We start from the raw sequence: 13,348 nt of genomic DNA, 5'->3' as shown, positions 1-13,348 counted from the left end.
AGTGCTTACATGTTGTCTTTGCGTGGGGGGTTATTAAGAAAGGGTTTGGAGCTAAGCATTGCGATTGCCATTATATTTTCGGTGGAATTCTTTCTGGGGTGGGATTTTGACTTTTGGAAGTCGAGCCTGTTCCTATTCTTGATTCTTTTATTCTCCATCCAGTACGGCTGGAAAACAGGCGGTGCCAGCCTTGCTACCGTCATGATCTATGAGGTGGTAATGACCTGGATAAAAGGATCGGATGTCCTTCTTTTATTCTATGATCTTGACCAGGCAAAATGGTTGATGCTCTACCTTGTTGCCTTTACAGTGAGCGGTATTTTTGGAACCAAATTCAAGGAACGATATAACGATTTGCAGGATGAGTTCAATGACTTGGAAAAGGAATCCATGACTCTCAAAGAGACGGTGGATGTTCTCGAAGCCTCCAGAAAGACCTTAGTGTCAAAAATCTATGAGTATGAAAATACACCGGCCAGGCTTTTTGATTTAATGAAATCGATCCACTCCGATAACTATGAAGGGATCATGGGCAATATGATGGATACTCTTACGGAGTATTTTCAGACGAACGATGTCCGGTTATATGAAATGGATAGACGCAGCCATTCATTGAAAATCAAATATAAAACAAAAGAGACGGATAGAAATGATGACCATATTCTTACAGGTAATTCACCTTTCTTTAAAAGGCTTCTCACCCAAAAATCGGTCATTCTAAGGAATTCTTCCGATGAAGAAAATGTCCCGCAAATTGCTGGAGTCATCTCTCAAAATGAGGAAGTCACCGGGGTGCTGGCAATGAATAAAGTGAGCTTGGAACGGTTGAATCCTTACGAGCTGGAACTGCTTCAGACCCTGTTATTATGGGTTTCATACTGTCAAGAGCAGATAAGCCAGTCGAAAGAGATGGTGAAGGAAAGTAAAAAGGTTTATTCGAATATTTAGGTTGGAGGAAAACGGTCATGGCTAACTTGTCTCCCTTAATTATTGTCTTCGGTGTTCTGGTCAATACATTGGTTGTTCTATTCGCCTGCAAAACATTTGCAGGAAAAAACCATATAGAGAAAGGCCCTTTTGTATGGGTGATATGGATGTCTATATTTCTGCCTGGAATTGGTTTGGCATTTGGGCTGGTGATTTTAAAAATCAGCAAAGCCTTAAAGGCTTCTGAGCACCTTGGTCACAATGATGGTTTAGAACACGTTAAAGTCCGTTTCGACTATCTCCAGGAAGAAGCAAGAAAGGACGAGTCAGTTGTCCCGCTTACTTCGGTTTTCATGGGGACGGATACTGAACGTCAAAAAGACCTTATCCTGAGCATGCAAGACCTGGGGGTCAGTAAGATTGGGAAATATCTGCGGCTCGCTCTTAAAAGTCCCGACCAGGAGATTGTCCATTATGCGGCAACAACGACAAATTCAGTTCAGGAGATGTTCAGGAAACAGATTGAATATTTAAAGCAGAACTTACTTCCTGCGTCTGAAAAGGGCTATGTCGAGATCACCAATTTGTATGAGCACTACGTAAAAAGTGAGTTGTTGAGTGATCATTGGAAGAAACTCATTTCCGAAGAATACATAACCTGTCTGGAAGATGCCGTTTCATTGTTTCCTGATAACCATTTCTTTTATTACAGGCTTGCCGAATTGATGAGGAGTGCCGGGAATAAAGAAGAATCCTATGAGATTTATCTTACATTAATTGAAAAGTTCCCTGCCCATTATGAAGGGTATGCCGGTGCAGTGACACATTTATATGATGGGGAGAAATGGCAGGATCTGCGAAAAGTCATTCAGCAAATGAATCAGCACGTGAGGGTGGAAGTCATACCCCGCAATCTCAAAACCACATTAACTATATTGGAAGGAATCATATGATAAAGAAAATAAGCCTGAAACTTATCATTGCTTGTCTCTTGTTTCCCGCTGCCATTATCGCCATTCAGCTTTTTCGATTAGAGAACATTAATCAGGTCGTTTCTCCGATTGTTGTGGCAAAGAAGAACTTTAAGACCATGTCTAAGAAAAACGCAGACTTGGAAGGTGAGCAGTTAAAAGTATATATCTATAAGGATGATACGGACCTTTCAATTAAGGTTGCAGAAAATCTTAGGTATTCTCTGGAATATGCAAAAGTACCTTATAAGTTTGTATCTGCAGGGGATTTGGAAACATTGTCTCCATCTCCCTACCATTTGTTAGTCCTGACAGGGGAAAATTCAACTGAGTGGCCATATGGCCATGTTGAATCTTTTGTCAGGAACGGAGGCCGCCTGGTTTTCACTAATCGTTTCATCAACAAGGAATGGTACGAACTTGCCGGAATTGAGGAAGAATTCGGCTTTTCCAAGACCCCTGTTTTCGGAATGAAATTTGACAGGCCCCTGTTTCCTGGCTATGTGGAGATAGAAGGGGAAAGTGGATTGGCTGAAAACAGTATCATCAAAGTTTCTTTAAAAGACAATGCCAAAACATATATTTCCTCCAAAGGTAATCCGTTGCTTTGGACGTACCCTTATGGAAATGGGAAGGTCGTTTATTGGAATTCGACAATGTTAAGCTCCAAGGATGTCAGGGGATTGCTGCTGCATTCATTAGGCTTGGCATCACCTGCATTTGTGACGGCTCAAGCTGCTGTAAAAGTCATTTTCATCGACGATTTTCCATCTCCGGTCCCCGCAGGTACCAGCAAATCGATTAAAGAGCAATTTAATATGTCTATCTCGGATTTCTATAAGAAGATATGGTGGGAAGATGTAAAAGGCTGGGGCAAGAAATATGATTTAAAATATACCAGTGCATTCATAGGGACATACCGTGATGATGATGAACTAAGTGCAGAAGATTTAATAAAAAATGGGAAAAACCGCATGACGTTCTACGGCAGGCAGATATTGGAGGAAGGCGGTGAGGTTGGGTTCCATGGTTATAACCATCAATCACTGGTTACCAAAGACGAAAACATAAATCCCGCTTTTGGCTATAAGCCCTGGAAAGATCAAGCCCATATGGAAATAGGATTATCAAGGGCAAAGGACCTTTTCGATCACTTTTTCCCTAATCAATCACTGGAAACATATGTCCCTCCGTCAAACGTTTTAAATGAAACGGGTATGAAAGCACTCCAGAACGCCATGCCGAATATTAATATCATTTCTGCTTTGTATGTAGGAAACCCTGAATTTGGTGATTACATTCAGGAGTTTGGATTCAATGATCAATACCCTGGTGTCTATAACTTTCCGAGAATCACGAGCAACTACAATCCTACCAAAGAAGATGAGTTCATCCAGAATGATGCCATTGCCAACTTCGGAATGGTCTCCCACTTCTTTCACCCTGATGATGTGCTTGATGAGCACCGTGCCGGGGATGAAGGATGGATGGAATTAAGAAAGAGTTTTGAAGAAAATTTGAAAAAATTATCTGAATACTATCCTTACCTCGAACCCCTGACAGCACAGGAAGCAAGAAATAAGATGGTGAAGTATCAAGAAGGAGAGATCAATATTAGGTACTCGGACCAATTCATTTATATTACAGGGGATGAAATCCTCAACCCATCGCATTTACTTGTCAGGATTGAGGAGGGAAAAATGCTGGATACTGGAGAGTTTGACTTTGGAACGGTCAATCGATTAAAGGACTCAGAAGATATCTATGTGGTAGAACTGAAAGAGCCTGAAGCAAAATTGGAGATAAAGGAGTCAATGCAATGAGGATAGGGCTTATAGCCGAAGGGAGTTATCCCTATATCAGCGGCGGAGTTTCAAGCTGGATTCAAATGTTGATAGAAAGTATGCCGGACCAGGAATTTGAAATCATTTCCTTATCTGAAAAGGAAAGGAATGAGCAGGACCGTAGGTATCAGATCCCTGCCAATGTCACTGGTATAACTGACATTAACCTGAACGGGAAAAAGCAAAGCATGAAACCTTCTGCGCAGTTAACCGATCATGACAAGTTGAAGCTGGAACAATGGATCCTTTACAACAAAATTAATGAGCATGCTCTTGCCGTTCTGGGGAATGCCGACAAGGTCGGAACAGCCGAGCAATTTTTTAACAGTCCTTTTTTCTGGGAGATGATGGAGTCAAGTTACCAATTAGAAAATGGTATGCATTCATTCATAGCGTATATCTCGATGTGGAAATCCCAGCTTACACCTATTATTCATCTGCTGCAGCAGCCCTTTCCGAATGTTGATATCATTCATTCAGTCTCTACGGGATATGCAGGACTTGTAGCGGCGTATTTGAAGATTACCCGGAATATACCGTTTATCTTAACGGAGCATGGTATCTATGGAAGGGAGCGGGAAGAGGAAATCCTTCAGGCGGGCTGGATTCCCCATGATTTCAAAAAGCAATGGATTCGATTCTTTTACCAGCTGTCTTCAAGTGCTTACGATCATGCGGATGATGTCATCACGTTATTTCAAAAGAACAGCGATTTCCAAAGGCATCTGGGAGCACCGGCCGAGAAGCTGAAGGTGATTCCAAACGGAGTTGATTTCCATAAATACGCTGCACTGGCAAAGCAAGACTCAGGAACAAAGTTAAGGATTGGCGCAATTATCCGGGTTGTGCCCATAAAAGACATTAAAACGATGATTCTTTCTGCAAGCTACCTTAAAGAAGAAAATATTCCCTTTGAATTTCTAATAATGGGGCCTACGGAGGAAGATGAAGAGTATGCATCGGAATGCCAGAACCTGATTGATATCCTGGGACTGGAAAAAGAAGTGTTTTTAACGGGAAGGATTAACATAGTCGATATGCTTGCCAGTTTAGATGTCTGCGTATTAAGCAGCATCTCGGAAGGTCAGCCATTGGCGGTACTCGAAGGGATGGCAGCTGGAATCCCCTGGGTCACCACTGACGTGGGGTGCTGCACTGAGCTGATCCATGGAGGAAGGTCTGACCGGTTTGGGCAGGCGGGATTTGTAGTCCCTCCAGTCAATCCAAAAGCAATGGCTGAAAAGCTTAAATGGTATTACGAAAACCCTGAAGAAGGTATCCGATTTGGTCTGAATGGCCAAAACAGGGTGGAAGCATTCTATCAAATATCACAAGTAACAGAAGCGTATTCGGTAATTTACCATGAGAGAGGGGAAGCAAGTGGCAGGAATCGGGTTTCATCTTCAGCCGTTATTTAAAAAAGACTATTACTCTTCGAAACTGAAAGCCTACGGATTCGCAAGCTTGATAACAGCAGGGCCGTGGATCATCATGACCGCTGCCATCGGGATTATCCAGTTCATACTGGGCCAGTTTTCCACTGTCAATACAGGGGAGAGGGAACTGTTCATTTTTTCAGTTTGTTACTGTTTCATTTTTTCTCAGATTATTTTTTCCTCTCAGCAGCTCACCGCGACCCGATATGTATCAGACTTGATCTATGAGAAAAAGTATTCTTTGATCTTTCCGGCATTTTTGGGGCTGACAAAAGTGATATCAGTCCTGGCCTTATTGTCATGGGGCGTCTTTGCTGTGATTTCGCCACTCCCATTGCTTTACAAGGCGGTGCTTTTGTTTCTGTTTCTGACGGTCAACCAGATATGGGTATTGCTTCTGTTTCTATCAGCGGCAAAACATTATCAAATCATCGTCAATGCCTTCTTGTTCGGGGGAGCAGCCGCCATCCTCTCGAACTTTACGGTATGCTGGTACAGTGATTATTTCACCGGCGATTATATGCTGCCGTTCATGTTGCTGCTAGGATTCTATTTAGGAATGTCCGTCACGATGTTCATTCTATTTATTTCCCTGCTGAAAACTTTCCCGGATTGGGCAACGGAAAATCAGTTTGGATACTTTTCGTATTTTGGCAAGTATCCGATGTTAGTGGGTGCAGGTATTTTGTATAACCTTTCCATTTGGATATGTACATGGCTGATATGGTTTGGGGAAGGGGCTCAAGTCATTCAACATTCTTTCTTGGTCCACCCTTTGTACGATATGGCGATTTTTTGGAGCTACCTCACCATCCTGCCCATTCTCATTCTATTTGTTGTTTCAATTGAAACAAGATTCTACCTGAAATACATTGCTTTCTTCCGGGCAGTGAATGAAGGAGGGACCCTGGAACAAATCCGTCAAGCCAAAGAAAAAATGGTTACCGTCCTGTGGCAGGAGATACAGCGGGTCTTTCGCATTCAGTTGATATTCTCCGGTGTCATCATCGTGCTTGCCGGCTACATTTTTGGACAATTGGGACTGGATGATCAATTTGTCAACATGTTCCGTATGACGGCAGTCGGGGCCTTTGCCAACGGTATGCTGCTCATCATGTTTTTGTTGTTATTGTATTTCGATGACCAAAAGGGTGCCTTATACAGCACGATCCTTTTCTTCCTCACCAACTTGACTTTAACCCTAGCATTTCTTCCTGGAGGGATCGAATGGTTCGGGCTCAGCTTCTGTATAGGAGCTTTCGCCAGCTTCATATTTGCAGCCCTTCGCCTGATGTTCTACCTGAAATCCCTGGAATATCATGTGTTCTGCAAGCCGGCTCCGGCACAAAGAGGTAACTGGTTAACAAAGTTCGGACAGTGGCTGGACAAAAAAGCGTTGATATAAAAAATAAAGGACGAATCCTGGTTTCTAAAATGGAACCGGGGTTCGTCCTTTTTACTTATAGTCTTATAATTTCCCCTTCTGCGAGCTGAAGAGCGGCAATGCTGCCAGCAGGTAACTCCAGAACCGAATGTGAATCCTTCACTGGGGAAATGAATTTCCAAGGTTGAATGCTACTTACCAGTTTGACAATTCTATTATTGTTATCGAGAAAAACCACATCAATAGAAAACTTCATAAAACACATATGTATTGAATTGCAAGGTGTAATCAATAATCCTTCCTCTACCAAAGGATCTTTCCGGAACATAAGGCCTTTCAAGCGTGAAAAAAATGTATCAGCAGTGGAGATGGAGTAGGGAATTGTTCGATATAGTGTGTCTTTAACGGTGTTCTTCATATAAAACCTCCTGTATATAGTGACGTATAAAAACAATATATACTAAGAAGTTAAGGTTCACAATAGCGAAAAATGTCGCGGTTTTGTCGGTAATAGGCGAACGTTTATGGTAAAAAAAGTATTTACTTGTTCTCAATAATGGATTATTATATGAGTACGAGGTGTTCAACATAACGAACAACCTAGTAAATACAAAAAACGAATAGGGGAGAAGTAAAAATGATGAACAAAATGATGCACTTGGTGAGAGAAGAAGAAGGACAAGGTCTATCTGAGTATGGGTTGGTATTAGCTGGTGTTGTAGCAGTAGTAGCAGTAGCGGTTGGCTTATTAAGAACACAAATTACTGCTCTGTTTACAAACATCTTTACTACAACACCATAATTAATTTAAACAAAAAGTAAAGCCCTACTATTTAGTAGGGCTTTAATTGAAAAGAGGTCGATAAAATGTTAGTGATTTATACAACTCTCTTTCTTGCATTAATCATATCTTTAATAACAGATATGAAAAGTAGAAGAATCTTAAATATTATAACCTTTCCTGTAATCCTTATAGGAATAGGGTTTTACTCCATAACCCAAGGTTGGGATGGATTTTTTTTTAGCAGTTTTGGGTTTTTAACAGGTATCGGCACACTGTTGATTCCATTTATCTTAGGTGGTATGGGTGCAGGTGATGTCAAATTAATGGGAGCCATAGGTGCAATGATGGGGTCTGCCTTTACACTAAAGGCATTTTTTATTATTGCTCTCCTTGGAGGTGTGATCTCACTCATCTTAATACTAAGGAAAAAAGGATTCTTTAATGTCATGAAATTATTATACCTAATGCCATTACTATTAAGTGGAAATCCAGGTTTACTAAATCTCAATTACCAAGATAAATCAAAAATAGTCTTCCCATACGGTGTTCCAATAGTATTAGGTACCTTAATTACAATGGTATGGGGTGTGGTGTAATGATAAAGAAGGAAAATGGCCAATCCCTTGTAGAATTTGCTTTGGTGCTACCAGTGTTGCTGATTCTTATCTTTGGAATAGTTGATTTTGGGAGATATTTTCATGCCTATCTAACAGTGGATCACGCGGGTCGCGAAGCAGCAAGGGCTGCAAGTATTGGTACGGCAGATGCAGTAAGTGTAGCTGTTCAAAATGGATCTGGTATTGGGTTGACGGCAGACCAAGTGAGTTTTACTAGTTCAGGAGGAGAGGCAACAATTACCATTGTTTATCCTATTACTTTCCTGACACCTGTAATCGGTTCAATGGTAGGCTCGCTTACTGTTGAGGACACTACAATTATGAGGATTGAGTGATGATGAGAAAAATTAAGAGACTCCTATTAAATGAGAATGGAAATATTCTTGTCACTGTAGCATTATTCATGGCAGTGTTATTAGGTGCTACAGGTTTAGCTGTAGATGTAGGGAAGGTGTACTTGGAAAAGAGTGAATTGCAAAAGGCACTGGATGCTGCGGTTCTGGGCGGAGCCCATATAATTGTCGGTAAAGGAGAAGCGGAAGCAATTACTCTCGCAAAAACTATTGCCCAAAAGAATAAATACTCTTTAGAGGGGAGCCCTTTTTCAACTACAAGAAATTCCATAAAGGTTACTAAACAAGTAACAGTACCAATGACATTTGCCAAATTTATTGGTGTGGAAGATAAGGTAGTGTCTGCCTCAGCAAAAGCAATTGCTGCACCGTTGAAAATTGGGACAGGAATCACTCCAATCGCTGTGGAGAAAGCCGCAATCCCTCATGGAACGGAATTAAAATGTGATAACACCGGTAATCACCATGGGAATTGCGGATACCTGGCGATTGATGGAAGTGGAGCGAGCAATCTGGCAGATGGAATATTAAATGGTGCAAGTGTATCGGTTGGTGATATGAAAACTTTTGATACAGACCCAGGGCAAAAATGGGGGCCGGTAAAGTCGGCATTCCAGACTCTTATTGACCGGGACGAAGATAAACCTCATTGCCAGCGGTTTGATACAGCAGACAATCATTGTGCGCGTGTCATTTACATAGTTGTCATAGATACTTGGGATAACCTTAATGGCAAAGATCAGGTTCAGGTAGTGGGCTTGGCTGCCTATTGGTTAGAAGATGTAAATAAGGATAAAAGCATCAAAGGGCGTTTCATTAAGACTATTGCTCCTGGAGAAATTGATCTGACTAGCGGCGGCAGTGAGTATAGTTTATATGGTGTAAAACTGGTTGAGTAAATTCTAATCTAGCTAATGAAAAGTGGAGGATATTATGAAAACAAAACGTATTTGGATATGGTCCTTTTTATTTGGCATTATCGCAGCAGTTATTGCTTATGCTGCTATTTTTCCAGGTAATACGCCCCTGCCTGCAACTACATCTACTGCTAAAGCAGATAATGAAGAGAAAAAAGAGGAGCCGGAGGAGGAGCCTGAAGAAGTCTCTCGCCAGTTCAATAATCCGATGGAAACAGTTGCTGATGGAATGCGCGCTATTTCATTAAGGGCGCTGAATGTTGAACAAGGGCTTTCAGGGTATATTGAACCAGGTTCATATATTGATATTGTTGCCTTTGAATCAAAAATTGACAAGAAACTCGATAAAGAATATAGATCATCCGTGCTGATGCTCCAAAACGTAAAAGTACTCTCCTCGGGTAAAGCTGCAGATGCGCCTGAAGAAGCATTAAGATATGAAACGATAACGGTTGAGGTAACACCGCAGCAAGGTGTGGAATTGAGTTTGGCATCTCTGGACGAAAGCGGCTTCTACTTTATGCTTCGAAATGAAGATGATCATCAGTCGATAAAAGACAGAGTTTCATTTACAAGGGAAATTATTAAAGAAGGGGAAGATGAAGGTGAAGAGTGATGACTAAGTGGTTCTATTTTTCAGATACAAACGCTCCTTCAGATGAAATTAATGTGATACTACAAAAGCAGCAAAATGAGCTAAATCATTTTTACCGGCTCGAAGAAGTTATCGAAAAACTGAAGAGTTCAGAGAGTATTGTATTGTTTTTAAGAGCCAATACCCATTATAACGGGTATGATCTCTGCCAGGAATTATCAGTGAAATTCCCCAATGTTTATATTGTTTTGATCGTTCCAGACAATATGGAAAACACTAAGAAGGCCATGAATGCCGGTGCTTCTAATCTCTTGAGATATTCGGCTGAGGAAGAAGAAAAAAGGGATGTTATTATTCAGGCGGGCAAATATATGAAACTGCGGGAAACTGACTGGAGTTTCCATGATTCAACAAATTGTAAGGTTATTTCGGTTTGCAGTACCAAGGGAGGAATTGGGAGGACCACTACCTCAGTTAACTTGGCTGCTGCATTTGCCAAACAAGGAAAAAATGTTGGTATTTTGGATGCTGATCTACAATTTGGAGATGTCACGATGTATCTGGACCTGAAACCGTCAAAGACTATTTATGAATGGGTTAAGGAAGGTTATGAGCGTAAGGTATATTCAATAGAGAAATATCTAAGTAAACATGAAAGCGGTGTTTCGGTATTTCCGGCTCCATTGCGTCCTGAATTTTTTGAAATGATAACAGAGGATCATATTGAAAGAGCAATTGAGGAAATGAAAATGCTTTTCGATGTCATTGTTATCGATACATCTTCTAGCTTATCTGAAGTTCATCTTAAATGTTTGGAACTATCAGATGAGTGCCTTCTGCTGGTTACTTCAAATATCCCTGTTCTTCGTCGGAGCAAACTGTATATAGAAACTTTGGAATCTTTCAATTTAGGGGATAAGCTAAAAATCATTGAAGCGAGATCTGCCAAGAAGAAGGTGCTGGATCTAAAAAAAATGGAACAGATGCTTGGGAAACCTTTTACAGGGAGTATACCAGATCAAGACTCTATTACTGATGCATCCATAAATACCGGGATACCTTTTTTGCTTTCCCATCCCCGCTCACCAATTGGAAAATCAATCATTATACTTGCACAGAATTTGGATTCGCCTCCAGAAGAGGAAAGTTTGTCACGTTCTAAAAAGAAAAAAGGCTTAAGGAGATTATCCCTGGTAAAGGAGAAGGTATAAAATGGCGTTATTCACTAAAGTTGCTGAAGAAAAAATTTCAGTAAAAAAACCGAGGAATGAGCGAAAAAATGCTATAAAGCAGAAAACAAAAGAATTCTTGAAGATGGAAACAGAATTGCATACCTACCTAATTGAAGAATTAAAAAGGTTTCCTGTCGGCAATGAAACAGATGAGAAAAGTAAAATTACTGAACTAAGTGAAAAATTTATAAATGAAGAAGGTGGACGTCTCACTTTTGAGGAGAAAGAGCAGTTGATAGAGGCAGTTGAGGATGAACTATTAGGGTATGGCCCCATTACTCCTTTACTGGAAGATCCATCTATTTCGGAAGTAATGGTAAATGGTCCTGGTGATATCTATTTTGAACAGAAGGGTAAATTGGTAAGAAGTGCTGTCACCTTTAGAGATGATAGCCATGTACTGCGCATCATTGAAAAAATTGTTTCACCTATCGGAAGGCGTGTGGATGAAAGCTCCCCCATGGTAGATGCAAGGCTTCCGGATGGCTCACGTGTGAATGCAATCATACCGCCGCTCTCCCTAAAAGGACCTTCACTGACAATAAGAAAGTTCTCCGACACTCCCTTTACTTCCCGGGATTTAATTTCATTCGGTACGATGACCGACGATATGGCAGAGTTTCTTGAGCTTTGTGTAAGAGCCCGATTGAATATCTTCATCAGCGGAGGGACAGGCTCTGGTAAAACCTCTTCCTTAAATGTTCTGTCTTCCTTTATCCCACATGATGAGAGAATTGTAACCATTGAGGATGCAGCAGAATTAAAACTTTCACAAGATCATATTGTCTCGCTTGAATCAAGGCCGTCAAATATTGAGGGTAAAGGAGAAATAACGATAAGGGATTTGGTGAAAAACTCCTTGAGGATGAGGCCGGACCGTATTGTAGTCGGTGAGGTCAGAAGTGCTGAAGCTTTAGATATGCTGCAGGCCATGAACACAGGGCATGATGGAAGCTTGAGTACCGGGCACGCCAATTCACCGAGAGATATGCTCTCCCGTCTGGAAACAATGGTGATGATGGCAGGATTTGATTTACCGGTAAGAGCCATTCGGGAACAAATATCAAATGCAATTGATTTAATTGTCCAGCAAGTACGACTGAAGGATGGTTCCAGAAAAATCACCCATATTACAGAAGTACAGGGCTTAGAGGGAGATACGATCGTTCTTCAGGATTTATTTGTTTTTAAAGAAGATGGCATTTCACCTGATGGAAAAGTGGAAGGGCGGTTTATGTCAACAGGGATCCGTCCAAAATTCATTGACCAACTTGAAGCGTACGGAAAGGTATCCGCTTCCTGGTTTATGGGAGAATGGTAGGATGGAAAAGTTGATGTGGATCTTTTTGATATTCATTCTGGCAAGCTGTGTGTTTTTTGTATTGGCTTCAAGGATAAGCAGGAAGAAAAGAATTTCTGAGAGGGCCAGTTACTTCATTCCTGTTGCTGCTGATACTGAAAAGTCTGTAGAAGCTAAACAAAAAAAACGAGCATCAAATAAAGTAATTGAAACTACTGCAAAGCTTTTTCACGGAGTCCGTTTCAGTGAAAAAACGGAAATAATGCTCGTGCAAGCCGGGAGTACGTTAAAGGTTGAGGAATTCTTTGTTTACAGGCTTATTTGTTCAGTTGTTGCGGCTTTCCTATCCATATTACTAGATTTAGGCGTCTTAATTAGTATTGGAGCACTGGTTGTAGGGTATTTAGTGCCGCAATTATACATGAAGAATAAAAGAAAGAAGCGGTTACAGATATTGCCGTTACAATTAATTGACACACTCGGGATCATATCCAATTCAATGCGTGCGGGATTCAGCTTTATGCAAGCGATGCAGTTAGCAGGAAAAGAAATGCCTGATCCGCTCGGGCCTGAATTTGAACGCGCAGTTCGTGAAGCAGGCTTGGGAATACCGCTGGAGAAAGTGTTTGAAGATATGAGCAAGCGCCTTCCGAATAAAGAATTGGAGGTGGTCCTGCAGGCAATCACTGCACAAAGAAAAAGCGGAGGGAATTTGGCTCAGCTGTTGGAAACGATGGAAGATACTATTCGCGGTAGAGTACGGATCCTTGGAGAAATGAAAACGCTGACTTCTCAAGGGAGGATGTCTTCATGGGTCATAACATTATTACCGGTTGGGCTGGGCCTATATCTCCATTTTATCAATCCTGATTACTTTTCTGATATGATTCATCACCCCATTGGTATTGGTATGCTGGTGATTGCCGGTACTTCGGTTCTGATTGGATGGTTCCTCATTCAAAAGATCATACAGATAGAGGTGTAAAAA

Annotated in this window: 14 protein-coding genes; 13 read left to right on the top strand and 1 reads right to left on the bottom strand. The window is 41.2% G+C overall.

From position 1 onward, the window contains the following. The first annotated feature begins 9 nt into the window (after nt 1-9). The 5 genes from ACOJQI_RS20615 to pelG are packed head-to-tail and all read left to right on the top strand — an operon-like array spanning nt 10 to nt 6,583. Entirely contained in the window at nt 10-948 is a 939-nt protein-coding gene (locus tag ACOJQI_RS20615; RefSeq protein WP_421381627.1) for a hypothetical protein, read from the top strand. A 17-nt stretch (nt 949-965) separates the two neighbouring features. Next, the gene (locus ACOJQI_RS20610; RefSeq protein ID WP_421381625.1) at nt 966-1,880 is read left to right on the top strand and encodes a tetratricopeptide repeat protein; all 915 of its coding nucleotides are present in this window, start codon (nt 966-968) and stop codon (nt 1,878-1,880) included. Further along, nucleotides 1,877-3,721, top strand: coding sequence for a DUF2194 domain-containing protein (locus tag ACOJQI_RS20605; RefSeq protein ID WP_421381623.1), 1,845 nt, complete (start codon nt 1,877-1,879; stop codon nt 3,719-3,721). The genes ACOJQI_RS20610 and ACOJQI_RS20605 overlap by 4 nt, the downstream gene beginning before the upstream one ends. Continuing rightward, entirely contained in the window at nt 3,718-5,160 is a 1,443-nt protein-coding gene (pelF, locus tag ACOJQI_RS20600) for a GT4 family glycosyltransferase PelF (RefSeq protein WP_421381621.1), read from the top strand. The genes ACOJQI_RS20605 and pelF overlap by 4 nt, the downstream gene beginning before the upstream one ends. Further along, a complete protein-coding gene (gene pelG / locus ACOJQI_RS20595) occupies nt 5,123-6,583 on the top strand; it encodes an exopolysaccharide Pel transporter PelG (RefSeq protein WP_421381619.1) in 1,461 nt (486 codons plus the stop codon). The genes pelF and pelG overlap by 38 nt, the downstream gene beginning before the upstream one ends. A gap of 55 nt (nt 6,584-6,638) precedes the next feature. On the opposite strand, the gene ACOJQI_RS20590 is transcribed toward pelG, so the two are convergent. After that, the gene (locus ACOJQI_RS20590; RefSeq protein ID WP_421381617.1) at nt 6,639-6,980 is read right to left on the bottom strand and encodes a DUF192 domain-containing protein; all 342 of its coding nucleotides are present in this window, start codon (nt 6,978-6,980) and stop codon (nt 6,639-6,641) included. Nucleotides 6,981-7,199: 219 nt separating this feature from the next. Here ACOJQI_RS20590 and ACOJQI_RS20585 point away from each other — a divergent pair, with 219 nt between their 5' ends. The 8 genes from ACOJQI_RS20585 (at nt 7,200) to ACOJQI_RS20550 (ending at nt 13,345) form a co-directional block, all read left to right on the top strand. Then, on the top strand, nt 7,200-7,364 hold the full coding sequence (locus tag ACOJQI_RS20585; protein ID WP_421381615.1) for a Flp family type IVb pilin: 165 nt from the start codon (nt 7,200-7,202) through the stop codon (nt 7,362-7,364). Between the two features lie 65 nt (nt 7,365-7,429). Next, a complete protein-coding gene (locus ACOJQI_RS20580) occupies nt 7,430-7,942 on the top strand; it encodes an A24 family peptidase (RefSeq protein ID WP_421381613.1) in 513 nt (170 codons plus the stop codon). Continuing rightward, nucleotides 7,942-8,298, top strand: a complete 357-nt coding sequence (locus ACOJQI_RS20575; protein ID WP_421381611.1) for a TadE/TadG family type IV pilus assembly protein — start codon at nt 7,942-7,944, stop codon at nt 8,296-8,298. Before ACOJQI_RS20580 ends, ACOJQI_RS20575 begins: the two co-directional genes overlap by 1 nt. Beyond that, nucleotides 8,298-9,215, top strand: a complete 918-nt coding sequence (locus ACOJQI_RS20570; RefSeq protein WP_421381609.1) for a pilus assembly protein TadG-related protein — start codon at nt 8,298-8,300, stop codon at nt 9,213-9,215. The genes ACOJQI_RS20575 and ACOJQI_RS20570 overlap by 1 nt, the downstream gene beginning before the upstream one ends. A gap of 34 nt (nt 9,216-9,249) precedes the next feature. Continuing rightward, entirely contained in the window at nt 9,250-9,849 is a 600-nt protein-coding gene (cpaB, locus tag ACOJQI_RS20565) for a Flp pilus assembly protein CpaB (RefSeq protein WP_421381607.1), read from the top strand. Further along, nucleotides 9,849-11,039, top strand: coding sequence for an AAA family ATPase (locus tag ACOJQI_RS20560; protein ID WP_421381605.1), 1,191 nt, complete (start codon nt 9,849-9,851; stop codon nt 11,037-11,039). Before cpaB ends, ACOJQI_RS20560 begins: the two co-directional genes overlap by 1 nt. A gap of 1 nt (nt 11,040) precedes the next feature. Further along, entirely contained in the window at nt 11,041-12,381 is a 1,341-nt protein-coding gene (locus tag ACOJQI_RS20555) for a CpaF family protein (RefSeq protein ID WP_421381603.1), read from the top strand. Nucleotide 12,382: 1 nt separating this feature from the next. After that, nucleotides 12,383-13,345, top strand: a complete 963-nt coding sequence (locus ACOJQI_RS20550) for a type II secretion system F family protein (RefSeq protein ID WP_421381601.1) — start codon at nt 12,383-12,385, stop codon at nt 13,343-13,345. The last annotated feature ends 3 nt before the right edge of the window (nt 13,346-13,348 follow it).

Origin of the sequence: Bacillus salacetis (assembly GCF_049177075.1) — a bacterium.
GTDB lineage: Bacteria > Bacillota > Bacilli > Bacillales > Bacillaceae_B > Rossellomorea > Rossellomorea salacetis_A.
Note: the sequence above shows the minus strand (reverse complement) of the source record. Positions and strands in the feature narration are given on the sequence as shown.